Origin of the sequence: Pseudoalteromonas sp. CuT4-3 (genome assembly GCF_035666335.1) — a bacterium.
Taxonomy (GTDB): Bacteria; Pseudomonadota; Gammaproteobacteria; order Enterobacterales; family Alteromonadaceae; genus Pseudoalteromonas; species Pseudoalteromonas atlantica.
Map to the genome: position 1 here is coordinate 2,022,509 of NZ_CP142030.1, position 25,822 is coordinate 2,048,330.

Consider the following 25,822-nt stretch of genomic DNA (forward strand, 5'->3'; position numbering starts at 1 on the left):
AGGTCCTTGTATATTTAATAAACTATAAAAAGAAGAGCATTGACTATGAACACACCACACACTTTTAACTCCTTTAAAGCGTTTTACCCGTATTACTTAAAAGAGCACCGCAATGTAACCTGCAGAAGGCTTCACTTTATTGGCAGCACGCTGGTACTTGCTGTCATCTTTATTGCATTAATCAAGCAGCAATATAGCTTGCTGTGGTTATTACCGATTATTGGCTACGGATTTGCTTGGATTGGGCATTTCTTTTTTGAAAAAAACCGCCCCGCCACTTTTAAGCACCCCCTTTATAGCTTATGGGGAGATTGGGTCATGTTTAAAGATATACTTATCGGTAAAATAAAATTTTAATTTTTATATTATTTTATTATAAAAATCACTCATAACCTTTTTAAACGCTATACAAATTTCAGCTTAAATAACCTGCTTTTTATATGTTAATTTATTTAACATATAAAAAGTGGGTTATACACTTAATTTAAAAAATCACTGAGTAACAGCCATTATTAAAGACATACAGACTGCTCTTACCTGTTAACTAAAAGTAAATCTCATGGTTGCAAATTATTTTAAGCCCCATCAGTTACTTACAAACCCTAGCCTATTTATAGCTTTTACCTCATTTAGTTTTATTAATTAAACCTTGTAACTATATACCCTTTAATTTTAATTGAATGTTATTCAATTGACTCATTTTGTTAATGCGGTTTATGTTCTCAAAGCAGCTCCATTAAAAAGTAGCAGCTATAAAAACAAAAATTTTAAATCAATGGGTGATCAGATGAGGATTAACAACATGAATAAAAGCCTACCGTTTAGGTTAAATAACTTAAAAGTGAGTACAGCAGTGGCTGTGGGTGCAACGCTTTCGCTATTTGGTGCGTTTACTGCACACGCGGCACAGCAAACACCTCAAGTACAAGAAGATATAGAGCAAATTAGCGTTATTGGCTCACGCCGTTTAGGGCGCACAGTTGAAGACAGCGCCGTACCTATTGATATTATTGGCGCTGAGGCGCTTACCAGTTCAGGCCTTACGGAAACAAACGCGCTACTGAGCAATTTATTACCAAGTTTTAACTTTCCACAGGCATCGCTTACCGATGGCAGTGATCATGTACGCCCTGCACAACTACGTGGTTTAGCACCCGATCATACCTTAGTGCTGGTTAATGGAAAGCGTCGTCATAGCAGTGCACTGCTTAATTTAAATGGTTCAACGGGCCGTGGCTCATCTTCTGTAGATTTAAATGCAATACCAGCTAATGCAATTGAACGCATTGAAGTTTTACGCGATGGCGCTGCGGCGCAATACGGCTCTGATGCTATAGCGGGTGTGATTAACATTGTACTTAAAAGCGCAAGCAGCGGCGGCTCCCTTGCTGCTATTTATGGGGCAAATGTCACCGAGATGGATGGTGTGCCTCAGCTTGAATCGGTATCTGAGGGTAGCGATGGCAACCTAGCATTTACCGAAGGCGGCGATCGCTCTTTAACCGATGGGCAAACGCTCACTTTGCAAGGTAATATTGGTTTAGAGCTTGGTGATAATGGCTTTTTAAACATTTCGACTGAATACCGCGACCGCCACTCAACTAACCGTGCCGATTACGATCAACGCGAAAACTACGACCGATTAGAAGATGGCTCACTCGACCCTCGCGAGTTTACAGTTAACCGCTATAACCATAACTTTGGTAATGGGAATGTAGAAGACCTATCGGTTTTTTATAATGCAGGGTATCAATTAGCTAACGATGCAGATTTGTATTCATTTGGCTCTTACTCTAAACGTGAAGGTGAAGGCGCTGGTTTTTATAGACGCGCAAGCGATAGCCGTAATATAGAAGAAATATACCCCGACGGTTTTTTACCTGTGATCACCTCAGATATAAACGACTACTCACTCGCGTTAGGTGTTAAAGGCTTTATAAGTGATTGGAACTACGATGTATCGGCTGTGTATGGTGAAGATGCATTTGAATTTGGCGTAACCAATAGTTTAAATACCTCATACGGCCCAACAAGCCAAACACGCTTTGATGCAGGTACGCTCACATACGATCAACTTACTTTAAATGTTGATTTAAGCCGCGAAGTGGATGTCAGCTTTTTAGAAAGCGCGGTAAGTGTTGCCATTGGTGCTGAGTACCGCACAGAAGGCTATCAAATAGAAGCTGGCGAAGAAGCCTCATACGCACAAGGCTCATTTGGCCCAGGTGGCGTAGTCACAGGCGAAGATGGCCCGTTTGGTGCAGCAGGTGCGCAAGTATTTCCAGGCTTTACACCCGAATCAGAAGGTGACAACAGCCGCCATAATGTAAGCTTTTACATAGACTTAGAAACCTACCTGACAGATGATTGGAACATAGCCGTGGCAGCCCGTTATGAGGATTACTCAGATTTTGGCGATACACTTAACGGCAAAATTGCAACGCGCTATTCGTTAACCGAAGATTTAGCCATACGCGCTTCAGCCTCAACAGGATTTAGAGCACCTTCATTACAACAGCAATATTTTACCTCGGTTGCTACCGTATTTGTTGATAGCGTTCCGACCGAAACCGGCACCTTTGCACCAAGCAGCGATGTAGCCAAAGCGCTTGGATCACCGGGCCTTGATGCCGAAGAAGCCACTAACTACGGGGTTGGCTTTACTTGGTCTACCGACTTTAATTTCAGCTTATCGGTTGATTACTATCAAATACTAATTGATGACCGTATTGTTTTATCTAACAATTTATCGGGCGCAGCAATAGAAGAGTTGCTAGCAGGCACGGGCGCTAACCAAGGCCGCTTTTTCTTAAACGCTATAGATAGTAAAACGCGTGGTGTTGATGTGGTTGCCTCGTACAACTTAATCACCGATGGCTATGGCGATATTGCCTTTAACTTAGGCTATAACTACGGCAAAAATGAAGTCACTGATATTATTGACCCGCCCGCTGAACTACAAGGTGCTGGGTTTGATCAAGACAACTTGTTCTCAGGTACAGAGCTGCGCCGCTTTGAAGTAAGCACCCCGCGCAATAAATACAATTTAAGTGCTACATGGACCCATGATGCGCTGCGTACCACACTAAGAACTACGCGTTATGGTGAAACGCAGGACCCTTCATCAACGCCTGAGCTAAACGAGGTATTAAAACCTAAGTGGATCACTGATTTAGATGTAGCCTATGCCGCTACCGATAACCTAACGCTTAGTTTAGGTGCCAATAACATTTTTGATGTATACCCAGATCCTACCCGCGAAAATGTAGAAGAAGTCTCTACTTTTTCTCGCTTGTTTGCTTATTCGAGCTTTTCGCCCTACGGATTTAATGGCCGTTACGTGTACGGCAAAATAGAAATGAAGTTTTAAGCGCTAAACATTTCAAAAAGTACTCAAAAACACAAAAGCCACCTAGTCGGTGGCTTTTTACTGCGAACTGCTAAAATCAATTAGATTTTAGTTAACCAGCCGTGTTTGTCTTCACTTTTACCCCATTGAATATCGTTCAATGCTTGGCGTAATCGCGCTGTTGTAGGACCTGGCTCGCCACTGCCTACTTTGTATTCTTTATCGTTATGAATAAACGTGCCTACCGGCGTTAACACCGCAGCAGTGCCTGAAAGTGCAGCTTCTGTACCTGGCTTTGCAGCACGCTCTAAAAGCTCGGTAACGCTAAAGTTACGCTCGCTTACCGTCATGCCTAAATCTTTTGCAATGGTTAAAATGCTATTACGGGTTACGCCATGTAAAAACGTGCTATCAAGCGCTTTGGTAATAATTTCGTTACCATCAATCAGAATAAAGTTAGCTGCACCTGTTTCTTGTACGTCGCCATCTGGGCAAAACAAGATTTGATCGGCTTGGTATTTTTCGCGCGCTGCGCTAATTGGTGCAAGTGCACTGGCGTAGTTACCGCCACTTTTTACCATGCCCATGTGCGGGGCACAGCGCATGCCATCCTCTTCAAGTAATACACGCAGTGCAGTAGCGCCGCCTGTAAAGTAATCGCCAACTGGCGATAAAAGTGTATATAACAACGAGCTCATTGACGGCGCAGCCGCTTTACCAATGGCAGCCTCTGTTCCTATGTGAGTTGGGCGAATGTACATAGAGCCTGGTGGTAATGGCGTTTCATCAGCATACTCTTTAACAATCTCGATAATCATGTCTTTTAGCATTTGACCGTCAAAGCTTGGTAAGCTTAATAACGCAGAGCTTTGCTGCATACGCGCAATGTTTGCATCTATTCTAAAAATATAAATAGAGCCATCTTCGTGGCGAAAAGCTTTTAAGCCTTCAAAACACGTGCTTGAATAATGAAGGACGTGCGCGCCCGCATGAAGTTCAAGTTTATCGGAAGGGACGATTGAGCTTTCGCTCCATTGGTTATCAGAAAAACGAGCTTGAATCATCTGCGGCATAAACACGGTACCGAATGCGGCCATTTTAATCTCTCTTGTGTGGTCTATTTTTCTCCATTGTATGACATTCATGCATCATTTAACCATAGCAAAACTGAGGCTTTTTTAATTATCAAAAAGAAATTTTTGCAACTGCTGTTTATAAATTGGCCATATTGCTAAGCACATACAAAAAAGCCGATTAATGAACCTTCATTAATCGGCTTTTTAAAGGCACATTATTTATTTAAACGAGTACCTTATAATACGTTTTAATACCGAGCTATACTGCTTAAAAAAACCACCTGTATGATAATCAATGCCGTGTTTTTGCATAACGGCTTGCACTTGCGGGGCCACTTCTTGATAGCGAGAGGACGGCATATCAGGAAATAAGTGATGCTCAATTTGGCAACTTAAATGCCCAGTTAAAACATGAAACCAATGCGGGCCTGTAATATTAGATGAGCCCAATACCTGGCGATAATACCACTGCCCTTGCGTTTCGTTTATGCAGTCTTCTTGTTTAAAGGTTTCGGTGTCCTCGGTAAAGTGCCCACAAAATATTATGGTTGAGGTCCATAAATTACGGATTAAATTTGCCAGTAAGTTGCCTGCTAATACCCATAAAAACAAAGGGCCTGCCAATAAAGGAAATATCACATAATCTTTTATTAATTGGCGCGCACCTTTACTAAAAAAGCGCTGTTTTAGGGTAGAATGCGATACACCCCCTTCGCGGTTTTCTTTCTTTTTACCTATAAACACACGCTCCGCTGCCAGTTCGTGATACGACACCCCCCACTGAAACAGTACACTTAAATTAATATACGTAATAAACTGCCACACATTTTTTAAGCGCCATTTAAAATCATTGCTTAAACGTAATAACCCATAACCAAAGTCGCGGTCTTTACCAATAATATTAGTGTAGGTGTGGTGTTCAAAGTTATGAACGCGATGCCAACTTTGCCCATCGCAGGCAATATCCCATTCGTAGTGTTGTGAGTTAAGCTGCTTGTCGTTCATCCAATCGTATTGGCCGTGCATAACGTTGTGACCAATTTCCATGTTGTCTAAAATTTTTGCCAGCGCTAATAACAGTACACCCGCAACCCATAAAAGTGGCTGAATAAAGCCCAGCATAAGTAAAATACGGCCACTCCACTCACATAGCCGCTGCTTTTTAACAACCGAGCGAATGTAGTTTGCATCTTGTTGCCCTACTTTGCCTAGCGTATCCATTTTTATGCTATCTAAATCGTGGGCTAACTGATCAAAGTTTATGTTTTTCATAGCTGTAACTCCAAGTCGCTAACAGGTTGACTTACACACAGTTGAATTAACTGCTCGCCGTTATCACTCAACTCACCAGTTTTTAAATTACGCACCACGCCTGACTTTTTAATGCACTGGCACTGGTGGCAAATACCAATGCCACACCCGCGTTTAACCGGTAATTGTTTTGCTTCAAACTGTGCTAACAATGCATTGTTAGCATTTACGACATGAGCGCTGCTATTAATCTGTACGTTAAACAGGCTGTCGTCATTTTGGCTTGGCAGCGTTAAACCAAATGCCTCTTGGTAGTAATTTAAATGGTGTTTTTTAGCAAAGTCACACACCGTTTTCATGAAGTTTGCAGGCCCACAGCAGTATATATCTGGGTTTTCCCATACATTTACATGGCGAGTAATCTCATCTGATTGCTCGCGTGTGAGCAGTAAAAACGAAAAATGCGAAAACTGGTTTGCTAATGCGCTTAGCTCGTCTACACATTGGTGTGCAGCAGCTTTGGCATAATAAATTAGCGATACTTTTTGTGTGGTATGTTTTAAATGCTCACTAATCATGGCAAGCATAGGTGTAATACCCGATCCGCCCGCTATAAACGTTGCATTGTTTTGGGTGTTTTTATAAACAAAGTCGCCACTAGGCGCTGAAATATTGCACCACTCACCGACTCGTAAAGCACTGCTTAAAAGGCTTGTAAAACGCCCTTGCTCATTAGTTTTAATTAATAAACGCACCAACCCCGTTTTTTTAAATTGCTCAGGGCTTGAGGCAACCGTAAACACACGAGTTAATAAACGCCCGTTTATTTCTACCGTTAAACTAATATGTTGGCCAGCAATGTGTGCTTGCCAGTGCTGAGTAGGCTTTAAGGTAATACTTAAAAAATCACCATTGTGCTGCGTCAGCTCTTCTATTTTTGCTCTATAAAGACCAGCACGCCACGCAGGCTTAACCATTTGCATAATGGGCTCAATGTAGCCTGCAAAGCTTTGATGGTGTAAAAACCACTTCGAAAATTGGTCTAATACTTTAGTAATCATCACTATTAATCTCTTGGATATTAAATATTGAATTTGAACTTACATGTGTACGCTCAAACTTCAGCGCACAAGTGTACGCCCAAAAAAATTAATTTCAATAGTATTAGAGTAAATATTCAGTTTTTTAGCGCAATTTTTACGCAACCCTCTAATTTAAAGCGCTGTACTAAAGCCTCAATTAAGGTGTAATAAATAGCTGTTTAAAATATTAAAACCAGCCATACAGCACTGCGGGCAAACTCTTTATGATTGAAATATATATAGTTTTATTTAAGCGCTACATTTAGCAAAATCTGCAGCAGCATGCTAATGTAGGTATTACTTGCTTATTTATTGGACAGGACAACAACTGTGTTTTTACCAACAAAAACGATTGCTAAAACATTATCAACGGCGTTTATAGCTGTACTCGTTTCAACGCCGGTGGCAGCTGTTGATTACAAAACCCTTGATGTGTTACCGCTCAATGTAAAGGCCGTCAGTGTGGCTAAAGGGGTAACTATCCCCTGGGCTATCGAGCCATTAAGTAACGGTGATTTACTTATAACCGAGCGAAGCGGCGCACTTTATTTACTGCCTAAAAACTCATCTAACTTAACTAAGCTCTCGGGTTTGCCGCTAATTGATGCTAACGGGCAAGGCGGTTTACTAGATTTAGCCCTACATAGAAGACCAGACGATAGCCAATGGCTTTACATAACTTACTCAAGTACCCATGGCGCTAAAAGTGGCAGTAATACAGCCCTAATGCGCGCCAAGCTTAGTGACGATCGCACTGAGCTTTTAAGCACACAATTACTATATAAAGGTGAGCATAACAGCACAAAAGGCCAGCACTACGGAAGCCGTATTGTGTTTGATAACCAAGGGTATGTTTACTTTTCGATTGGCGATCGCGGCTCGCGCGATAAAAACCCGCAAGACTTAACCCGTGATGGCGGTAAAATTTATCGCTTACACGCTGATGGCCGTATTCCTAAAGATAACCCGTTTGTAAATCAAAAAAGCGCTAAACACGCTATTTGGTCATACGGACACCGTAACCCGCAAGGCATGTGGTTTGATAAAACAACACAAACGTTATGGTCTCATGAGCACGGCCCACGCGGCGGCGATGAGCTAAACATAATTAAAGCGGGCGCTAATTATGGCTGGCCGGTGGTTAGTTATGGTGTTAATTACAGCGGTACGTCGTTTACCAACATACAAGAAAAAGACGGCATGCAATCGCCCGTACTGCATTGGACCCCCTCCATTGCCCCTTCTGACATGTTATTGGTTAGCAGCGATAAGTACCCGCAATTAAAAGGCAAGCTTTTGCTATCGTCTATGAAGTTTTCGTTTTTAAGTGCACTGGAAATATCCAACAAAGGTGTTTCAAAGCAATATAAAATTTTAGAAGGGATAGGCCGCGTCCGCAGCTTAGCACAAGGCAGTGATGGCTATATTTACTTAGGCATTGACGGACAAGGAATTAAACGCCTTGAGCCTGAGCAATAAAACCGTTAGTAACCGCAGCATAGCAAATAATGCGTTTACCTTGTTTTTATATAACAAGGTAAACGCCCTACGGCTAAAAGAACTATTTAGCTCTTTGTAGCGTATGGTAATGCTAGGGCGTGTTGATCTCTGATGGTTGAATTTGCAGCAGTATGTTTGGTTTTTAGGCAAGGCAGAGCCTATGAAGTGTGGTTACTCCCCATAAATAGGCGATAACGCAGCATAAATGCCAAACATGCGCTGCCCTTCGGGTTCTGCCTAGGGCCGATAAACTCTTTGTTGCCTACATGGATGTAGGTAAGGGGCGTGAGCAGGACGCGGAAGTTTTACTCGGTTTTTTACTTAGCCCACTAGGTTACAAACCTCGCGCCGCGATTTAATCGCCCCTAGATTGAACAAATTTCAATCCGCAAAGATCAACACGCCCTAATACTTTTATAAAACTAAGGAGCCCCATGTTTTCACTATTCAAATCAGACCCGACAAAAAAACTACGCAAAGAGTACGATGCAAAGCTTGAGCAAGGCATGCAAGCGCAGCGTAAAGGCGACATTAAAAGCTACGCAATGTTAAGCGCAGAAGCCGAAAAAATCTGGAGTGAAATAGAAGCGCTTGAAGCAAAAAAGCCAGATAATACCAATCGTGTTAAGTAATTAGACATTTATAGCGACGGGTAAATAGAGTGATAACAAGGCATAAATTTCGACATGTAGTTTTTCTACATGAGAAATTTATAACGCAGTTAACGCTTTATTTAGCACGCGAGAAAGGCTAAATATTTAAGTCGATTGGTATAAATATCGTGTCTGTACTGTTTTAAAAGTAGAAAGACGCGTTTAGTAAATAATTCATCACCTCGTTTTATAGCCTCCACCAGCCAAAAACCACCTTTAATAATAGGCTTGCACAAACAAGTGTACTTTAGGCGGTTACTTATATTTTCGATGCAGTTTTTATTGGCGGTTAAATGATTAAAAAAGGGGTTTGGATGTCATTTTAAATCTTTAACTGCTGTATTTGCTTACTGCGCAGGCGTTTTACCTCCTAAGTCAGAAAATGAGGACAATTTCCTCTTTTCCACCTGCCATAAAAAGGACACCCCGCCTTAAAGTTTAATACTCGCAATGTGTTACAGGATTTGTTATTAATACTAAAAATAAATAAGAGGACATACATTGCTCATAAAAAGAGGAAAGTGTCCTCTGATAAAGCTGTTAGCCGTCATGGAGTTTATATCGAGCATGGAAGTGTTATTTAATATTTTTTGCTTTGCCCTTGGTGCTCTTTCGATTTACCTGACCGCGTATTTAAAGGTCAAGGGTAAAAACCGAGCACTAATTGAAGATAATCGCCAGCTTGAAGAAGACAAACAGAAGATTGTTGCTAAGTATCGCGCCGAAACAGAAAAAATTAAAAAACAGCACTCTTTAGATATTGAAAAGAGAAAATATCAATATGAGGATAAAAGGCTTCAATTCTCAAAATACTTTTCTCTACTTGATGAGTTCCACGGAAAGTGTAATTCAATCTTTGTAGAGAAGTTTCAGCCAATTATGGCTGAATTTTTAACTGCTTGTTTACAAGATGATGAGGCAGCCAAAAATAAAGGAATTGTTAAATATAATCAAGACGTTCAATCGCTTGTATTTGAGTTAAACGAGGAACATCTTAAAGTTAAAACTGAACAAAATAGTATTCGGTTGATAGCTTCGAAGGAAGTTGACGCGTTACTAGATAAGCTAGAAATTGCGGTAAAGAATGCAACCGACGCTTCTACCGAAATGCTTAGATTTATGTCAACGCAAGAGTTCTGGGCAGATCAAACTTTGATCACTCCATATCAGGAAAAAGCGACCATATTCGGGCAGGACGTACAAAACTGTCATAATGCTTTAAAGGAGCAAATGAAGCTAGAGCTGAATGAGATATGACGGCTAACAAACAACTGTTGTCACTCACTGCGTTAGCTGGGACACAAATACATGGGCACCCTCGCTTCGCTCGTAATTTTAGCCCATATATTTGTGCCCCAAAGTTGAGGCGTTAGGTTTACATGAAGTATTTATTTTTAATCTCACTAATCGTGTCTTTTTCTTCACTGAGCAACGAAGTAGTCAATAATCAGATTGAAAATACCATTAAATCTTACTTGGAAGTTAGAGAAGGTTACGTGGTAAAGAATAAAATTAAAGGAGTTATTGATGGTTATAGCAAAGAGATAACTATTATTCAGTGGTCTATGCTTGGAGCAACCTATTGGCAAGATTATTTATCAGTTTTTAGTGCTGATAATAGTGAAGTTTCAACTATGAAGCTTTTTGGTATTGTTCAAAATGTTAAAGTTAAAGCAGGAATTATTCGGGTTAACACTAAGCAAAAAATGCCTGATGATCCTCGCTGCTGTCCTAGTGGTGAAGAGGAACAATTTTACCATCTTAAAAATGGGGATTTAACTCGTCTAAAGTAAACCCAACAAGGCACTAAAGCAGGACGAAAAAAGCATGCTTTGCGTTCGTGCCTCACTAATTTAACCATGCATTTTGCGCCTCTTAGTGGGGCGTTGGTATGACTCCCACTGTCAAGTTAAACGCACTGATCCCTGCCTAACTTTTTAAGCCATAATTACTTTAGCTCGAATTAGAGCGAGTTAATACATAGGATGAAGCAAGTAATGTCGTCGGTTATCTTGCTGATATTCGTTGGTTATTACTATTTCTAGTAACAGAGCAGACCTTACTTATTTCGTCGTGGCACCTGTCTTCAGTCTATGTTCGTGGTTCAATGCAGCGTTAGCTGCACTGCCATCCTAACGCCGTCGGTGGTTGTGCCACACCCGATGCTTGATCCCATGCATTAACTCTAATACGTTTATCATGCGGGTACTCTTGCCAATCTAAGTTTTGTATTCACTGGCGTAAGCACCACTTCTTTTGCAATAGCCCATATGTACGCAATCATTTCTCGGGCAATGGCGGTAACAACCAGATTGTAGTGTTTCCCTTTGGCTATCATTTTTTTATAGCGTTTGCAGAGCCTAATCTGTGCTTTCCACGCAATATCAATAATGTCCTTTGGTAAGCCTTCTTGTCGTTTTTGCATATCTGTTGATATATTTGCCGCATACCGATAAGTGTGTGCACCTTCCACAAGAAGGCGTCTTGCTCGGCCATTTCCGCATTTTGTGATGGCGCCAATATGGCGTTTGCCACCACTCGAGTGTTCACTGGGTACAAGACCGAGATAACTCATTAATTTACGGGGATGGTCGAAACGCGATAAATCGCCAAGCTCAGCAACAACGCCAGTGGCGACCAACAAACGGACACCACGCATAGCTTGTATTGCTTTGACAACAGGATAATAACGCCACTGGTGAACGTGGTGTGTTAGTTCATTGTCTAGCCGTTCAAGTCGGCTTATTCGTTCGGTAATTGTGTGTAAAAATTCTTGTAAGACGATGTGCTGAGCGGGGTGTGGCAGCACAATCTCAGTGAGCCAACGTAAATGTTTTTGTGACCAATTCGCAGTGCCTTTATAATTAATATTATTGCGAAGCAACAGCGCCTTTAATTGATATTTGGCATCTTTTAAGTCCTTCATTGCCACTTCGCGTGCACGAGATAAATCGCGTACAGCTTCATCTTCAGGCTCGGGAACATAGATAGGTGTTAAATCTTCAGACTTAAGTAATTTAGCAAGCTTAAGAGCATCACGTTTATCGGTTTTAATCTTCTCACCAGGTTTTTTAGGAATAAGAGAGGGCGCCACCACGTAACAGCAATGGCCGAGGCTGGTAATTAACCTGTAAATCCAATAACCACATGGGCCTGCTTCATAAACAAAATGAAGTGTTGCGCCAGAGTATTTCGATTCGAACTGACGAACAAGCTTTTGAACGGCCACTTTGGAAGACGAAACTCGGCCAAGATGAACAGGTTGCGCACCTCTATGTTCTTCAATATAGGCGACTTCATTGAATTCTTTATGTGTATCAAGACCGATAAAAAGTATGCTATGTTTATTCATGTTAGCCTCTGCTGTTTAGTTAATTGACAAACTAATTATGGCTCTGGCTTTGAATTAAGCTAACCCACGAAAAGCGGAGGCTAACACCGTGTGGGAGTCATTATGTCTATATTTCTTAAGAGAGATCTATTTGAATCAGTATTTATCCACACTACTTAGTTCCATCGGTATCGATCTCGAACACTTAAAATATAAATATCTTAGTCCCCAGGAACTTACATATATCGATAAGCTGTTGGCATCTAAGAAAGATTTCGAAGGAACTTTTTATACTGATGAACATGGCGATAAATTGGAGGTGTTGCTAATGTTTCTGAATGCCCATAAGGAGGGCATAATCAATATTATGGAAGGCAAAGGGAAAAAAGAGACACTAAACGAGCTATTTACCTCAAGTGTAATATCAGGAAGTTATGATTGTTTTCGCTTTGATTTGTCAAAGTTTCCTCAAAGCTACACGCCTTTGAATCAAGCTTTAACCTTATATCGAATAGGTAGATATGGTGAGTCTCATCAGGATTTAGGTTGCTCGTGGGCAAGGGAAATTGAAGGGCTTAATGCTTTTTACCATTCATCTGGAATGTCCGAATCCATGCTTAAAGCTAGGCCAGTATTTCTTATGGAAATAGATGATTCACAGGTGCTGTTCGAAGGTAATGCAAGAGAGCATGAATTAGTATTAAAGCCTAATTTTACACCCAATACATTAAAAAAGCTTGATGAAGAAAGACGAAACCGAATTAGCAGCTAAATGATGCAACGAAATATAACAAGGCGTTATGTGCCAGTGCAATATGGAGTAAGCATTGAGTTTTAGTGTTCAATCAAAATTATTAATTAGTGCAGGTGTTATAGCTTCCGCTTCTGCAATCTGGCACCTACTCTGTATTTTGGGCGGTCCTAGTTGGTTTGCATTTGCTCGGGCACCTCAACAAATAATCGACTCTTCGATTCAAGGAACTTTACTTGCTCCAATTGGCACAATAATCGTTGCAAGCTTAATGTTTGCTTGTACTATTTTTGCTTTTTCAGCAGTTGGTTTAATTCGCAAAGTTCCTCTGCTCAAATCAGCTTTAATTACCATTGCAATGATCTGCTTATTGCGGGGATTAATTGCTGTTCCTACATTTGTAACGTCCTCAGGTTTAGATACTTGGCAAATTGTAGCGAGTACTGTTTGGCTTTATGTTGGTATTTGTTTTTCCGCTGGTAGTATAGAACAAAATAGTCTTGGTAAATTAGGCACATAGAAAGCTTCTTAAACTCTTCGCCCTATCTATTAGGTCTCATTATTATTTTTTACCATACACATTTTTAGGGTTTATTTGCATTAGCAATGCTGGGTTGTCTATCGGTTTAAACCCGTATTGCGCATACAGGCCATGCGCATCAGAAGTGGCTAATAAAAAGCGCCTTAGCCCTTGCAGCTCAGGGTGTTCTACAATCGTTTTTATGAGTAACTTGCTCAGACCATTACCTTGTAAATCTGGGGTAATAAATACATCAGCCAAATAGGCAAAGGTGGCGTTGTCGGTTACTACGCGGGCAAAACCAACTTGCTCGTTATCAGCGCTGTAAACACCAAAGCACATTGAGTTATCAATCGCTTTTTGCATAACGCTTTTAGGTATTCCTTTAGCCCAATAGCTATTAACAATAAAGTTATAAATAACGTTAAAGTTAAGCTTGCTTTTATCTGTGCTTATCGTGAAATTATGGGTATTTACAGTCATAATTTATTGTCTTTTAGTAACAAAATTTGAATCAATAATCTTTAACATTTTTTAACTGTTTATCATGTACTTTTGAAAGCAGCAATATCGAGCAAATAGCCCCAAATAAGGCAATTCCCATATCAGATTGAGTATCCCATACGTACCCTTGCGTACCTAAAAATGCTTCTGCGTTTTCACCGCTTAACACTGCAACCCACCACTCTATTAGTTCGTAAAAAGCACTAAACGCTAAACATATCGATACAACAAACACATTTAGCCAGCCTTTACCATTGACTACGTTTTTACGTAGTAATATTTCACGCGCTAATAATGCAGGCACAAACCCTTGAAAAAAGTGCCCTACTTTATCGTAGTTGTTACGCTCACTGCCAAATAAGTTATCAAACCAAGGGACTTCGGCGTAGGTGTAATGCCCGCCAACCATTAGCACAATACAATGCGCTAATATAAAGCCATATAAAATGGGGGTGAGTTTAAAATGCTTATAGCTGCTTGCCATAAGCACTAAACCAATGATTGCGGGGATAACTTCAAGCAGCCAAGTAAACTGATCTTTTGGGTTAATTCCGGACCAAATTAATACAATAAAAAACAGGCCAAGCCATAAATACTTCATTTAGAATCCTTGTCTAAATTGATTGAATTTACAGCATTTTATATCTCTAAATTGCCCGATGCTACCGATAGTTTGTTTTAGCGGTTAATCGATTAAATAAGCGAGGAAAAAACCGTTTAATGGTCGGTGCCCAGCCACTTAAGCCTTTGCCAATAACCACTTCGTCTTTTTTATTATGAATTGCGAGGATCATTTTTTTAGCGGCTACGCTTACATCCATGCCATTTTCTATTGAGTGCTCTGGCTTGTTTTGCGCTATGCCTTGCTCGTTTAACGAATTATGTGCAATGGCCGTTTTAATAGAGCCGGGGCAAATAGTTAAGCAATGAATATTATGCTCTGAAAGTTCAGCACGCAGGCAATCCATAAAGCCCACTACCGCATATTTAGAGCCTGAATAGCCCGTTCTAAATTTAGAGCCTACTTTACCCGCAACACTACTAATAGAAACGATTGAACCGCTTTGCCTTACTACCATACTAGGCGCTACCGCTTTGGTAAGTGCAATGAGGCCAAAATAGTTAACTTCCATTAATTGGCGATAAACATTGAAGTCGTTTTCTAAAAATAGGCTGCGCTGCGATACCCCGCCGTTATTAATTAAAATATCGATAGCAGGTAATGTACTGATTAAATCAGTAACTTGAGCTAAAACAGCTTCAGGCGCTGACAAATCAAGAGGCACAATAATGTGGCCATCGCCGTGTAAGCTTTGCTTTAGTTCGTTAAGTTTATCAACGCTTCTGGCTGATAAAATAACCTTGGCACCCAGTGCTGCAAACTGTATTGCGAGCTCTTTTCCAATACCTGATGATGCGCCGGTGATCCATACGGTTTTATTGTTGTATTGCATGGGTTATTTGCCTTTATTATTTTATCCGCTGCTAATAGCAAGCGTGTTAAGTTTTAAACGTTTATAACGACAGATATATGATTTATAACGTGGTTAACGCTTTATTTAGCACGCTCGAATAACTAAATATTTAAGCCGCTTAGCATTATGCCTTGGTGGGGCCTGCGATGGCGTTAACTTCATGCTCTAGCGATTTATAAAGCCCCATTAAAAATAAAAACTCAACGGTTACATACAACGGGCCAATAATTAAGCCAATTAAATCATCTACAAACGCAGGCTTTTTACCCTCATAGTAATGGCCAATAAACTGCAGCACCCAGCCAAATACAAACACGCCCACACCAATACTTAACCAAGGCCAAAAAGCCATAGCAGCGATTGGCTGGGCTGCTAAAAGCAATAAGGTAAACAGTACACCCATTATTAAGCCAAGCGACACGCTCAGCATTAAGTAATACACCACGCTTGCAAAAACAAAAAGCTGCGCGCCATCAATAAGCAGGCTGCCAATGGGTATTTGAATACGCGCTAACAAGCACAGCACCGCAAATACAATAAGCGGAATGCCAAAAAAATGAGTTAAAACATTGCGTTTAGAGCGATGGTACAAACCGTATGTACCAAGCTGTTGCTGTAGAGTTTTCATGTGTGTGCCTTTTATTGTGTTTTTTTACACTATATCAGGCTTTTAAAATATCACTCTGTCGGGGAGCCGACATTTACTGATTACAAAGTAGCTCTAAAGCAGATTGGTTTAAAATGGTCACTTTGTTATAGCCGACCTCAATAAGTTGCTGCTTTGCTAATTTTTTTAGAATTTGATTGGCGGTTTGCCGTGTGAGGTAAGTCATATCAGCCAATTGCTGCTGAGATAACGTAAACGTATGGCCATTACTATGCGCTAAATGCGCGCACAATATAAGTAAGCGTTTTGCAACGCGCTGATCGGCACTTAATAGTGCATGATCTTCCATGCTAGTAAACATAACTCGCAATTTTTGGGCAAGGAGTAACCCAAAGTCTTGCCAATAATGCGGGTATTGTTTTAACAGTTGCTCAAGTGCGCGTTGCCCAATAAAACACAGTGTTACATCGGTTTGCGCATAAACATCGTGCGTGCGCATTCCGCGGTCAAATAAAGTGACTTCGCCAAACCAAAGCGAGGCGTCAACAAAGCTTAAAACAGCTTCTTTACCATTATTACTTACCCCACTAATACGCACCACACCACTTAATACAGCATAAATACCGTCGTGTTTATCACCTCGTAAAAAAAGAGATTGGTGCGCGCTAAGGCTTAAAGTTTTTGCGTGGCTTAGTAAAAACTGTTTTAAGTGTGCATCACGCTTAGAAAACCACTGCCCTTGTTCAATAATGTTACAATGTGCTTTACTTAATCCATTCATTGCATTGTGTTTATATGTGGTTGAAGCTCTATTGCCAACGACTTAGGCAAGTCTAAATTACTGGCAATAACAAAGTCGTTATACGCCTCATTACCAGAGAAAAACTCCGCAATAAGCGTTTTATTTTTATATACGTTCACTGAAACACCACTGCCCATACCACCAGCATTAATAATGTAGTAATAGTAATTGCCTTTGTTAAAAAACAAAATACTTTCGCCTACTTTCCCTATTTGACGATAGTAGCTACCAAATGGCTGCGCCGCAGTGGCCGTATACTCAAGGCCAATTTTTTGCTCAGTGCCATAACGATAAGTAATAGCTGAGTTATCATTGGCCACACACACAGACAAAATATTATCAGTGGGTTTTAGTGTATAAGTCACTTTTGCGGTTGGGTTGCGTATAACCTTTTGCATTTTTGCATTTATATATGCTGTTTCACCACGTTTACAGTGACTTGGTACAATTCCCTCTATTAGGCCTTCTACAACAAGGTGCTTTTGCTTAATAGCAGTAGCCGGTAAATTAGCGTTTTCGTTTTTAGCCACTAACGGCGTTTTACTGCTACTAAATAAACTCACTTCCTCATCGCAACCATTTAAAAAGAGTACGGGAATACAATAGCAAAAAGAGATCAATTTGAAACTCATACTAATTCCATCTAATACAACTTAACCTTAAAATAGCGGCAAAATTAAGCACTAGCAACCATTTAAAATGGTAAGTTTTATAAATCTTTTTTTTAACCATGTTATGCAAATATTGCTTTACTATTTAGTGACTTATTTAATATTTATTTACACATTAATTGGTTTATTTACGAACAATTCATAAACCAATTAATGCCCGTATGTCTATTTTCAATATAGGGACAATAAACCCTCTTTTTATAATACTTAAACACAATAATTGCGGATAAGCATTGGCTAGCGAAAAGCAATGTTGGCTTTTATTAATACAAATTCGCTTGGTTAGGTAATCTATTTTAGGTAGGAGGCGTATTGAATTTTAGGCAAAAATTTCATTGTTGAGCTTTCTTAAGCAGAACACTTTAACCTAGCAAGGTTTGCTTTGGGCTCTTTAGTATTAGCTAGAAAAGTTAGCGCATCCCTTTTAAAGGCATGCGCGGTAAATATTAAAGCGTTGTGACGCCTGAGCTAAGGCTAACCTAATCAGATGAAGAATCGTTTTCTTCACGCTTATATATGTAGGTTTGCTGCGTTTTAAAGCCAAAGCCTAATGTATCACTGTCATTTACAAGTTTAACTTTACCATCGACAACAGTCAGCCCTGGTCCGTTAATTTCAGGCGGTTTGATTGGGTTTACTGCGCCTTCACCAGTAAGGCTCGGGCCGATTAAATAAAACTGGCTTACTTGGCTTACAGGTATTGTTTCTTCGTACTCGTAACCACCACCTGGGGTACCGTCATCTGGGTCACCATCATCAGGTGTTGGCACATCACATAATCCATTATTATTAGCATCTATACATGAGTCGCCTTCACCAAAATACAACTGAGCGGTGTCGGGTACATCGTAGCTGGTAGTAAATTTAAGTTGGTCGTACACTTTTGTGCCATAGTGCAAATGAAAAGCGTACATTGCACCACCGCCTCCAGTTAAAGAACACTGATTTTTATCAGACTCTAGTGCAGGTGTAAACGATGTATAATAAGCTACGCCTCCTACCACGGTGGCTGCAGCCAATGATTTTTCACCATTACTTAGCTCATATCGCCACCCTTTAAAGCCTGCTAAATCAGCTTCAAGTTCTACAAACTCATCTACATTATCTAGTGCATTGCCAAATGGGTCGTCATTCATAAGCATTAATTCACTTGGCACTATGGGCTCTGGCGTATTTTGTGAATCGAAGGTTTTAGTTACGGTTTGTTCATCGCGAATCATGTAAAGATGATCTTGCTCATTGGTTGCAAGCGGATTTGAGCGATTACCACTGCCTATCACGATTGCATCGTAAGGCGTATCTAATCGTGTGGTTATTTCTTCACCGCCATAGCTCGTTTTGCTCACTTTACTAAACATAGTACGTGCCACTAGTGGCTTGTAAAAAAAGCGTCGGTCTTGCGTTGCTAATGAACTGCCAAGCTCTGCTAATTTGTAATGAGAAAAACTATTTTTGTCTGAGCCAGGCATATCCACACGCCAAATATTACCCCCCGTATCGGTGGCATATAAACGGTCAATGTAACCATCATAATCTGAGTCAAGCGTTGCTATATCAGCAGCTATACTGTGCTTACCTTGGAAATTGTTATCCTCGGGCGTTAACGCCCATACTCTTTCGCCAGTTTTAGCCTTAACAATGTAAATTCCCGTGCCTGATTCATCCTCGCTACGAATCGCGTTGTCTTTGTTTGTATCGTATCCGCCACCAAATACCAGTAAAGGCTCATCTCCAAACGCTTTAATATAGGCTATTTGTGGTTTTGACCAGGTTTGAGCTAGGTATTCAAACCCATCTGAGCCGCCTACAATAGGCTTACTCCAAAGCTGTTTTGGCTTATCTGGTGAGCTAATATCAAGTGCATAATAATTTTTACCCCCGCGGCGCATGCCAGCAAATGCCCATACTTCATCACCTTTAGTGGCATCTATTACTCCGTCATTTAAGCCGTCACTGTTTAAACTTTTATTGTTAAAAAACACACTAATAGGCCCATCCATACCATACACTTTAGTATTGGCTTGATTTGTACGAAGCGCAGGTATGTTTTTTAACAGCTCAGCAGGCATAAACGCCCACTCCTCTTCAATGCTGTTACCTTTATCGTTAAACATGTGCAAAAAGCCAGCATTAGTGCCCACTAAAATACGTATGTTGCCATCACCATAATCAATAGATACCGGTTTAGAATGCAAAGGATCACCAAAAATATTGGCACGCTGATCTACTGATGAGCTATCGCTATCTTCGTTATCTACATCCATGCCTCTTGCCCAATTAATATCATTGCGCGATATAGCAATATCAGTACCCGGTATGATGCCACCTATGGCGTCTGACACTATATTTAAAATTTCTTTAACTCTATCAAAGGTAAAATCAACAATACTACCGTCCGAATCTATATACAGTTTGCGGCTTTGTGAGTCTAAGCTTGAAAGTAAGTAGTTTACGCCCCCTTGTGCGACTAAATTACCATCGGCCGGTTTATTTGAAGGTAGCCAAAACGTGCGAGCGTCTTCTTTAATTAAGCCGTCATCACCTATTGCCTCACGGCCTGTGGAGTCAACTATGTTAGAGCCCGACATAACTAATTTTTTTAAATTGCCGCCCCAACGAGCCCCGGTCTCTGGGTAGAACATAGCAAAATAAATTGCTTCTCGGCTGCGGGTTTGGTCAACGTTATTACTGGCAACCGTAGGCGATGAAAAGCTATCGTTTACTTCGCGTATTCTAGAAATAGTATTATTTAATGCTTCAGAGAGCTCTGCTGAGGTATCTGCGTGAAGGTACTCGCCACCACCTAGTTCAGCGGTTTTTTCAAGAAGCGTTTTACCTTTGCTACTCATGCCACTACCAAAACCAATAGTAAATACGCGGCCTGTGTCTGCTACTTCCGGTGTGTCTTCGTAAAGATCTATTTCAACGTCTTGTGTACCATGAATTATTTGCGCTAATACCGCTAAATAACTGTTACTTGTTTTACTTGGGTTATAACCAAATTTTTGCTTGTATAAATCTTTAATATCGTCATTACGGTTATTATCCTGAGTAGGGTCGCCGTCGGTCATTAATATTAAATTTATAGAATTATCACAGCGCTCTTGCGAACCATATGCCTGTCTAAACGGCGATATATAATCAGGGGGCGTTAAAGGGTTGTCGTTAGTCTCTACACTAAAGTCACGTTGATTGGTATTTTGTCCATACCAAACAGTTTGGCCTGTCATATAAAGGTAGGCTTCCCATAAGGTTTCTGTAACGGGGGTGTTTCCGCTAGCAGGTAGCTTTTCAATTTGGCCTAAAATAGTGTCATGTGATGAGCCTAAACCAGCCATAATATAACCACCGTTGTTACCATTAAAACGCATTAAACCAAAGTCAATTGCGCTATTATCATTAACCAGTTGGGTCATGGCATCTTTAGCTGCATCTATTTTTTTAGGTCCATTGTAAGGAAGCTTACTTCCCATACTTCCGGAGGTATCAAAAATAATCACAACACGGGGGTTTTCATCGGTTTCTACGTTATGGTTTACGTATAGTTCTATATCTTCGGCGGTTACAGAGAGGCTAACAGTTGCTGCAAAAAAAGATGCAACAATGCGATTGAAGGTAAGTTTCATTTTAAATCCTTTTATCTGCGCTAAAATCACGCAGTTCCATTAAAAGTGCAGTTACTTATTTATTTTTAGTTTTAATTAGAAAAATGCACAAAACAGCTAAATGCCATTAAACATAAACTTATTTACAAAGATTAATATTAACTGAATTTGCTATATTTTAAGTACTTTAATGAAAATAGGCGCAAATATAAAGAAATTTAATACCCTTAGAGCATTTTATATACGCATCGTCATTAGTAAAATATCCCACTTTTAAAAACAATTAACCCTGTAATTCTCGGTTAACCTTACTTGCAATGGTGTTATTACCATATTTTAAGTTTAAAACCCCCTATTAAAATAGGTATTTAAGTGAGGATATACGTTAAACCCGCTTAAAAATTAACAACTCACATTGGTTAATTTCAAAAATAAAACTAAAAAGCCCCCGCGAGTTATAAACTCGCGGGGGCTTTTTAAGTGCTAAGTAATAAATTTATAACGATAAATCTTCTTTAGCACGCGTTAAATTATGAGATACCAGTGAGTTTTTAGAAATTTGATACGCTTCGTATAAATCTGAAAGGCCTGCGGTGTCTTTTTTGGCCATCATGCGGGCTACACCACGGTTACTTAATGCAAACGATGTAAGTTCGCGTACTTTTAAACGTGGGCCACGGCTTTCTTTTAATAAGGCAATTGCTTGTGTACAAATGGCTTCAGCTTCTGTGTAGTTTTTAGATTCTACATTAAGTGCACAGCTATTAAATGGCTGTTCAAACTCCGGCGCTGCTGTTACAGAATCTTCAATAACCATTAATTTGTAGTCACTTTGATCAGCCATTGCAGCAGCTGAGCAAGTTAATAATGAGCCAAGAGCGATGGTTTTTAAAAGTGTACGTTTCATGATTATCTTCCTGTTTGGTTAGTCGTACTTGTTGCCGACAACTTAACTTTAGATAAATCCTCTTCCCCCGACAAACGATAAAAACAAACCTAATAAGTGAGAAAATCTAACCTATAGACTTTAGTCTAATCCCTGCTTTAAATAACGTTTCTTTCACTTTCAAAAAATACAGCAAAAACAAGCGAGTTAACTACGTTTGCAATTAATTAGTAAAGGCCCACCTATAAGTAAAACCGAGTTAGTTAGCAGTTAACTTTTTATGTGGGTTTAAAAAAAACATTTTTTTCCACCCTTGGCTTTGCGTTGTAAAAAGCCACGGCATAGGCATAAGCGATAATATAGAATAATGCACATGAGGTTGTTTTCCTGCGGCATTACCGGTATCACCCAGTAAGCCAATTTGACTGTTTAAGCTAACTACATCCCCTGCACTTACATTGTAGTCATTTAAATGTGCAAAATAATGCACTCGCCATTTTGCACCAAGTACCGCAACCACTTTGCCACCTCGGTTTAGTTCACCTGAAAAAATAACAATACCGCTTGTTGCAGCAACCACAGGCGTGTTTTTAGCGCCAAAAATATCAATTCCTTTATGCACACCCGAGCGCCCCCACGGCTCATACCAAAACGTATTGTGGTTCCAATCTTTACTTGTAGCGCCTTGCACAGGAATTATTAGCTTCTCAGGAATGAGTAAACTCACTATTAATAAAATTATAACTGCGCCCAAAGTCCACTTTAGTAGTTTCAATGCATTACCTTTGCTGTGAATAGTCATTAAATTATTAATTACAATACCTGAACGCCTAGTGAGTATTGTTAGAACGAAACACTTTTTTAACGTGAACTAAACTCATTAATTTTAATACAGGTTTTATTATTAATTGCGCACTGCCAGCTATAAAAAGCCAGGTACCGCTTTCAACTAATGACTCATTTAAAAAGAAAAAGCTACCAATTAAAAACCACACCGCAATTAAAAAATCGTTAACTGCGCCTAATGCTTCATAACGGCGTTGGATAGTAATATGCTCTTGTCCTAAGTCTAAATTAAGCTGATTTTTGCTGGAGCCCATCAATACTACTCACTCTTTTTACTGTGTAATTAAAAAAACTGTTTTCATTAGCATCTAATACCAATTCGCTTAATTAAGTATTATTGCGAATTGGTATAGGCTTATCTGCATAATACAATAGCAAAAAACACACAATAAAAAACGCTGCCTGATATATCAGCCAGCGTTTTTATTGGTGTAGAGTCTTTATAACTAAAAACTCACTATTGCTTGTATATTTAATTGTTTATTTTTGGTCTTTTTCTAAACGTTTTTTAAGACTTAAAGCCGCATCTGCCGCTAATAATCGCATAAATTCAGAACCATTGCTTTGTTCGCCCTGCCCTGCACCTATTACAATTTCAGGCACTAAACGGCTTTTTCCTAAACTATTGAATAAAGCAGTTTGAATTTTCACCTCAGCTTTTAATGTTTCATCAAACACATATTTAGGATCAAGCGCTGCTGATTTAGCACGCAAGCGTGCCTCAGCTAACACATCCATGCCTAGTGCTTCTAAACGCTGTTGCTTTAATATCTCTTCTTGCTCTTTAGCCAACTCAGCTTTTACAGCTACACGTTGCTGCGCAGAAATAATAGCATTCGCTTTAATACGCTCGGCATCGATTTGCTCTTTAATTTTAAGCTTTTCAGACTCTGCCCGCTGCTTTGCTATTGCTTGTTCGCCTAAGGCAACTTCTGTACGCGCTTGTTGCTCTGCTTTTTTAAGATTTTGACGTGCCAAGGCTTCATCTGCAGCCGCTTGCTTTTGCGCTTCTAAGCGCGCGTTTACTTTACTTTCGTAGTCAATATCAATAATACTTGCATCTACAACAGTAATACCATACGCACCTAAAATCGGCGCATTACGCAGCGGTTTACCCTCTTTATCAGATTTAATATTTACCGTTACACGCTGCTGTTTACTTAAGCTACCTAGTTCATCGCTTTTATCCCGCTCACCGCTGCTGATTATTTGCTCAGTAACAAAAATACCATTAGTAAGTTGATCAGAGAAGTCTTGGCTAAGTTGCCCGTTTCCACCAGAATAATGCTGCTCAACCGACATCATACGCGCCGACGCTTTAACGTTTTCTGTAGTAGCACGCATAAGTAAATTAGATATAAGCGTATCTTGCGAACCAAACTCTTCGTGTATTTTTAGTAATCCACGTAATTCACCTTTTTCAGTGGCTGGTACATTGCCTGGCAGCCTAAAGCGCGATACACCACGTGCACCACCGGTTGTTGTATCCAAAAAGCGTATTGGAATAAGAGGTACAATTGCACTGGCAGTCGCGTTTTCGTCACCCGTAAAGTTAATCGATATAACCTTTTTATAAGCAGATGTAGTGCCAAATGCTTTTAAGTATGGGCCAGCTTGGTTAATAACCGTTAACTTTCCGGTAAACGCCGATTGATGAACTAAACGCTCGTCAGCTTCGTTCCAAGAAATAACTTGTGAAGTAAGCGTTGCTATAACAGCCAACACAACCACTATTGATGTTACTAAAATGACATTTCGGCGGCCAAAACGACCTATAAATGATTGTGACTTTTCTTCTGGAACCGCTTTTTTATCGCTATCCATTTTCATTACTCTCCATGTTTAGTTTTTTCTTAACAAAGTAAATAATTTCTTGCTCGCTTAAATGCGCACAAAAACTACCTGAGCGATGCAATTCTATAAATGTTGCAAGGATCTCTTCTTTGCCTTTTATTTTTTTATGTTTATCTGCTTGGGCTTGGTTTTTATCCGTAAGTTGAGTAATAAGCTCATCTACAATGGTGTCTTTATCAAACAGCACATTGTATTCCTTAGTTTTTCTTACTCGGTTTTTGCGTATATTGCTATAAATAACATAAATAGCTAAACACAAAATAATAACCAATGTACTCAACCCAACAATATAGAAAATCATATAACCTGCTTATATTTAGTTGAATGATTACGTCAATAACAGGTGTTATAAATCAATAACAAATGTTAACTCATTAATTTTACAGAAACCTCGTATATAAAACAGGTAAAAGTAACATTTCCAAAAATAAAGCTTTCTAAAACGGACTTTCTCGCTTTTAAATTTACACGAGAGCTTTATAAAAAATTTTATTACACGCACAAAAAAGCCCCTACCTAATATAAATCGGTAGGGACTTTTTTGTGACTCTCGCTAATTAAATTGCTTTATAAGGCAAGCTCTTCTTTAGCGCGAGTTAAGTTATGAGACACTAATGTGTTTTCAGAGATTTGTACTGCTTCGTATAAATCAGCTAATGCTGCTGTATCGTTATGCGCTTTTAAACGTGCAACGCCACGGTTGCTTAAAGCGTACGATGTAAGCTGGCGTACTTTAAATTTAGGGCCTTGTGCATCTTTTAATAGTGCAATGGCTTTAGTACAAATTTCTTCAGCTTGAGCGTAATTTTTAGATTTAACGTTAAGTGCACAGCTATTGAATGACTCTTCAAGTGGCAATGGTGCAGTAGCAGTTTTGATAACCATTAGTTTGTAGTCACTTGAATCAGCCATTACAGCTGCTGAGCAAGTTAGTAATGAGCCAAGAGCGATGGTTTTTAAAAGTGTACGTTTCATGGTTTGTCTTTCCTAATTAAGTTAGTCGCGCTTGTTGCCGACAACTGAACTTTAGAGTAATAGCTCAGCGCCGACAAACGAGAA

At 39.8% G+C, this 25,822-nt stretch carries 25 protein-coding genes; 8 read left to right on the top strand and 17 right to left on the bottom strand.

Annotated elements, in window-relative coordinates; all coding sequences use genetic code 11:
• The first annotated feature begins 45 nt into the window (after positions 1 to 45).
• Together VOI46_RS09180 and VOI46_RS09185 are read left to right on the top strand one after the other, a co-directional pair.
• On the top strand, positions 46 to 357 hold the full coding sequence (locus tag VOI46_RS09180; RefSeq protein WP_138725016.1) for an Mpo1-like protein: 312 nt from the start codon (positions 46 to 48) through the stop codon (positions 355 to 357).
• A gap of 445 nt (positions 358 to 802) precedes the next feature.
• Complete coding sequence (locus VOI46_RS09185; RefSeq protein WP_324737973.1) at positions 803 to 3,370, top strand: TonB-dependent receptor; 2,568 nt, start codon at positions 803 to 805, stop codon at positions 3,368 to 3,370.
• Between the two features lie 80 nt (positions 3,371 to 3,450).
• Here the strand turns inward: VOI46_RS09185 and VOI46_RS09190 are convergent, their stop codons facing one another.
• From VOI46_RS09190 to VOI46_RS09200, 3 genes are all read right to left on the bottom strand, one after another.
• On the bottom strand, positions 3,451 to 4,494 hold the full coding sequence (locus VOI46_RS09190) for a branched-chain amino acid aminotransferase (protein WP_324737974.1): 1,044 nt from the start codon (positions 4,492 to 4,494) through the stop codon (positions 3,451 to 3,453).
• A 150-nt stretch (positions 4,495 to 4,644) separates the two neighbouring features.
• Positions 4,645 to 5,697 (bottom strand): acyl-CoA desaturase, encoded by a 1,053-nt coding sequence (locus VOI46_RS09195; RefSeq protein WP_324737975.1) that lies wholly within the window; start codon positions 5,695 to 5,697, stop codon positions 4,645 to 4,647.
• Complete coding sequence (locus VOI46_RS09200) at positions 5,694 to 6,737, bottom strand: FAD-binding oxidoreductase (protein ID WP_324738254.1); 1,044 nt, start codon at positions 6,735 to 6,737, stop codon at positions 5,694 to 5,696. The genes VOI46_RS09195 and VOI46_RS09200 overlap by 4 nt, the downstream gene beginning before the upstream one ends.
• 399 nt (positions 6,738 to 7,136) lie before the next feature.
• On the opposite strand from VOI46_RS09200, the gene VOI46_RS09205 reads away from it, so the two are divergent.
• From VOI46_RS09205 to VOI46_RS09220, 4 genes are all read left to right on the top strand, one after another.
• A complete protein-coding gene (locus VOI46_RS09205) occupies positions 7,137 to 8,237 on the top strand; it encodes a PQQ-dependent sugar dehydrogenase (RefSeq protein ID WP_324738255.1) in 1,101 nt (366 codons plus the stop codon).
• A gap of 455 nt (positions 8,238 to 8,692) precedes the next feature.
• Positions 8,693 to 8,890, top strand: coding sequence for a DUF6435 family protein (locus VOI46_RS09210; RefSeq protein WP_024033426.1), 198 nt, complete (start codon positions 8,693 to 8,695; stop codon positions 8,888 to 8,890).
• A 588-nt stretch (positions 8,891 to 9,478) separates the two neighbouring features.
• On the top strand, positions 9,479 to 10,168 hold the full coding sequence (locus VOI46_RS09215) for a hypothetical protein (protein WP_248442107.1): 690 nt from the start codon (positions 9,479 to 9,481) through the stop codon (positions 10,166 to 10,168).
• A gap of 122 nt (positions 10,169 to 10,290) precedes the next feature.
• Positions 10,291 to 10,704, top strand: a complete 414-nt coding sequence (locus VOI46_RS09220; RefSeq protein ID WP_029772744.1) for a hypothetical protein — start codon at positions 10,291 to 10,293, stop codon at positions 10,702 to 10,704.
• 404 nt (positions 10,705 to 11,108) lie between these two features.
• Here VOI46_RS09220 and VOI46_RS09225 read toward each other — a convergent pair whose 3' ends face one another.
• Complete coding sequence (locus tag VOI46_RS09225) at positions 11,109 to 12,263, bottom strand: IS110 family transposase (RefSeq protein ID WP_029772239.1); 1,155 nt, start codon at positions 12,261 to 12,263, stop codon at positions 11,109 to 11,111.
• A gap of 130 nt (positions 12,264 to 12,393) precedes the next feature.
• Between VOI46_RS09225 and VOI46_RS09230 the strand changes: the two genes are divergently transcribed.
• Together VOI46_RS09230 and VOI46_RS09235 are read left to right on the top strand one after the other, a co-directional pair.
• Positions 12,394 to 13,014: a hypothetical protein gene (locus VOI46_RS09230; RefSeq protein ID WP_324737976.1), complete on the top strand. Its 621-nt coding sequence runs from the start codon at positions 12,394 to 12,396 to the stop codon at positions 13,012 to 13,014.
• Positions 13,015 to 13,069: 55 nt separating this feature from the next.
• Positions 13,070 to 13,513 (top strand): hypothetical protein, encoded by a 444-nt coding sequence (locus tag VOI46_RS09235; RefSeq protein WP_324737977.1) that lies wholly within the window; start codon positions 13,070 to 13,072, stop codon positions 13,511 to 13,513.
• Between the two features lie 42 nt (positions 13,514 to 13,555).
• Here VOI46_RS09235 and VOI46_RS09240 read toward each other — a convergent pair whose 3' ends face one another.
• From VOI46_RS09240 to VOI46_RS09300, 13 genes are all read right to left on the bottom strand, one after another.
• A complete protein-coding gene (locus VOI46_RS09240; protein ID WP_324737978.1) occupies positions 13,556 to 13,996 on the bottom strand; it encodes a GNAT family N-acetyltransferase in 441 nt (146 codons plus the stop codon).
• Between the two features lie 31 nt (positions 13,997 to 14,027).
• Entirely contained in the window at positions 14,028 to 14,618 is a 591-nt protein-coding gene (locus VOI46_RS09245; RefSeq protein WP_324737979.1) for a DUF2238 domain-containing protein, read from the bottom strand.
• Between the two features lie 61 nt (positions 14,619 to 14,679).
• A complete protein-coding gene (locus VOI46_RS09250; protein ID WP_324737980.1) occupies positions 14,680 to 15,471 on the bottom strand; it encodes an SDR family oxidoreductase in 792 nt (263 codons plus the stop codon).
• 145 nt (positions 15,472 to 15,616) lie between these two features.
• Positions 15,617 to 16,120, bottom strand: coding sequence for an Mpo1-like protein (locus VOI46_RS09255; RefSeq protein ID WP_096739468.1), 504 nt, complete (start codon positions 16,118 to 16,120; stop codon positions 15,617 to 15,619).
• A gap of 73 nt (positions 16,121 to 16,193) precedes the next feature.
• The gene (locus tag VOI46_RS09260; protein ID WP_004587211.1) at positions 16,194 to 16,880 is read right to left on the bottom strand and encodes a Crp/Fnr family transcriptional regulator; all 687 of its coding nucleotides are present in this window, start codon (positions 16,878 to 16,880) and stop codon (positions 16,194 to 16,196) included.
• The gene (locus tag VOI46_RS09265) at positions 16,877 to 17,533 is read right to left on the bottom strand and encodes a hypothetical protein (protein ID WP_029772248.1); all 657 of its coding nucleotides are present in this window, start codon (positions 17,531 to 17,533) and stop codon (positions 16,877 to 16,879) included. The genes VOI46_RS09260 and VOI46_RS09265 overlap by 4 nt, the downstream gene beginning before the upstream one ends.
• A 518-nt stretch (positions 17,534 to 18,051) precedes the next feature.
• Positions 18,052 to 21,198: a PilC/PilY family type IV pilus protein gene (locus VOI46_RS09270; protein ID WP_004587209.1), complete on the bottom strand. Its 3,147-nt coding sequence runs from the start codon at positions 21,196 to 21,198 to the stop codon at positions 18,052 to 18,054.
• A gap of 475 nt (positions 21,199 to 21,673) precedes the next feature.
• Positions 21,674 to 22,084, bottom strand: a complete 411-nt coding sequence (locus tag VOI46_RS09275; protein ID WP_004587208.1) for a hypothetical protein — start codon at positions 22,082 to 22,084, stop codon at positions 21,674 to 21,676.
• 238 nt (positions 22,085 to 22,322) lie between these two features.
• A complete protein-coding gene (locus VOI46_RS09280; RefSeq protein WP_039972211.1) occupies positions 22,323 to 22,838 on the bottom strand; it encodes a M23 family metallopeptidase in 516 nt (171 codons plus the stop codon).
• Between the two features lie 55 nt (positions 22,839 to 22,893).
• The gene (locus VOI46_RS09285; protein ID WP_004587206.1) at positions 22,894 to 23,163 is read right to left on the bottom strand and encodes a YrhK family protein; all 270 of its coding nucleotides are present in this window, start codon (positions 23,161 to 23,163) and stop codon (positions 22,894 to 22,896) included.
• Between the two features lie 226 nt (positions 23,164 to 23,389).
• Positions 23,390 to 24,733, bottom strand: a complete 1,344-nt coding sequence (locus tag VOI46_RS09290; RefSeq protein ID WP_004587205.1) for an SPFH domain-containing protein — start codon at positions 24,731 to 24,733, stop codon at positions 23,390 to 23,392.
• Positions 24,726 to 25,064 carry a hypothetical protein gene (locus VOI46_RS09295; RefSeq protein ID WP_039972209.1) on the bottom strand — a complete coding sequence of 113 codons (339 nt, stop codon included), beginning with the start codon at positions 25,062 to 25,064 and terminating at the stop codon, positions 24,726 to 24,728. The genes VOI46_RS09290 and VOI46_RS09295 overlap by 8 nt, the downstream gene beginning before the upstream one ends.
• 266 nt (positions 25,065 to 25,330) lie before the next feature.
• Positions 25,331 to 25,738 (bottom strand): hypothetical protein, encoded by a 408-nt coding sequence (locus tag VOI46_RS09300; protein ID WP_004587203.1) that lies wholly within the window; start codon positions 25,736 to 25,738, stop codon positions 25,331 to 25,333.
• Positions 25,739 to 25,822: the final 84 nt, after the last annotated feature.

Coding starts and splice junctions, on each gene's coding strand:
- VOI46_RS09180 (WP_138725016.1), top strand. CDS start 46: ATGAACACACCACACACTTTTAACTCCTTTAAAGCGTTTTACCCGTAT.
- VOI46_RS09185 (WP_324737973.1), top strand. CDS start 803: ATGAATAAAAGCCTACCGTTTAGGTTAAATAACTTAAAAGTGAGTACA.
- VOI46_RS09190 (WP_324737974.1), bottom strand. CDS start 4,494: ATGAATGTCATACAATGGAGAAAAATAGACCACACAAGAGAGATTAAA.
- VOI46_RS09195 (WP_324737975.1), bottom strand. CDS start 5,697: ATGAAAAACATAAACTTTGATCAGTTAGCCCACGATTTAGATAGCATA.
- VOI46_RS09200 (WP_324738254.1), bottom strand. CDS start 6,737: ATGATTACTAAAGTATTAGACCAATTTTCGAAGTGGTTTTTACACCAT.
- VOI46_RS09210 (WP_024033426.1), top strand. CDS start 8,693: ATGTTTTCACTATTCAAATCAGACCCGACAAAAAAACTACGCAAAGAG.
- VOI46_RS09215 (WP_248442107.1), top strand. CDS start 9,479: ATGGAAGTGTTATTTAATATTTTTTGCTTTGCCCTTGGTGCTCTTTCG.
- VOI46_RS09220 (WP_029772744.1), top strand. CDS start 10,291: ATGAAGTATTTATTTTTAATCTCACTAATCGTGTCTTTTTCTTCACTG.
- VOI46_RS09225 (WP_029772239.1), bottom strand. CDS start 12,263: ATGAATAAACATAGCATACTTTTTATCGGTCTTGATACACATAAAGAA.
- VOI46_RS09240 (WP_324737978.1), bottom strand. CDS start 13,996: ATGACTGTAAATACCCATAATTTCACGATAAGCACAGATAAAAGCAAG.
- VOI46_RS09245 (WP_324737979.1), bottom strand. CDS start 14,618: ATGAAGTATTTATGGCTTGGCCTGTTTTTTATTGTATTAATTTGGTCC.
- VOI46_RS09250 (WP_324737980.1), bottom strand. CDS start 15,471: ATGCAATACAACAATAAAACCGTATGGATCACCGGCGCATCATCAGGT.
- VOI46_RS09255 (WP_096739468.1), bottom strand. CDS start 16,120: ATGAAAACTCTACAGCAACAGCTTGGTACATACGGTTTGTACCATCGC.
- VOI46_RS09260 (WP_004587211.1), bottom strand. CDS start 16,880: ATGAATGGATTAAGTAAAGCACATTGTAACATTATTGAACAAGGGCAG.
- VOI46_RS09265 (WP_029772248.1), bottom strand. CDS start 17,533: ATGAGTTTCAAATTGATCTCTTTTTGCTATTGTATTCCCGTACTCTTT.
- VOI46_RS09270 (WP_004587209.1), bottom strand. CDS start 21,198: ATGAAACTTACCTTCAATCGCATTGTTGCATCTTTTTTTGCAGCAACT.
- VOI46_RS09275 (WP_004587208.1), bottom strand. CDS start 22,084: ATGAAACGTACACTTTTAAAAACCATCGCTCTTGGCTCATTATTAACT.
- VOI46_RS09285 (WP_004587206.1), bottom strand. CDS start 23,163: ATGGGCTCCAGCAAAAATCAGCTTAATTTAGACTTAGGACAAGAGCAT.
- VOI46_RS09290 (WP_004587205.1), bottom strand. CDS start 24,733: ATGGATAGCGATAAAAAAGCGGTTCCAGAAGAAAAGTCACAATCATTT.
- VOI46_RS09295 (WP_039972209.1), bottom strand. CDS start 25,064: ATGATTTTCTATATTGTTGGGTTGAGTACATTGGTTATTATTTTGTGT.
- VOI46_RS09300 (WP_004587203.1), bottom strand. CDS start 25,738: ATGAAACGTACACTTTTAAAAACCATCGCTCTTGGCTCATTACTAACT.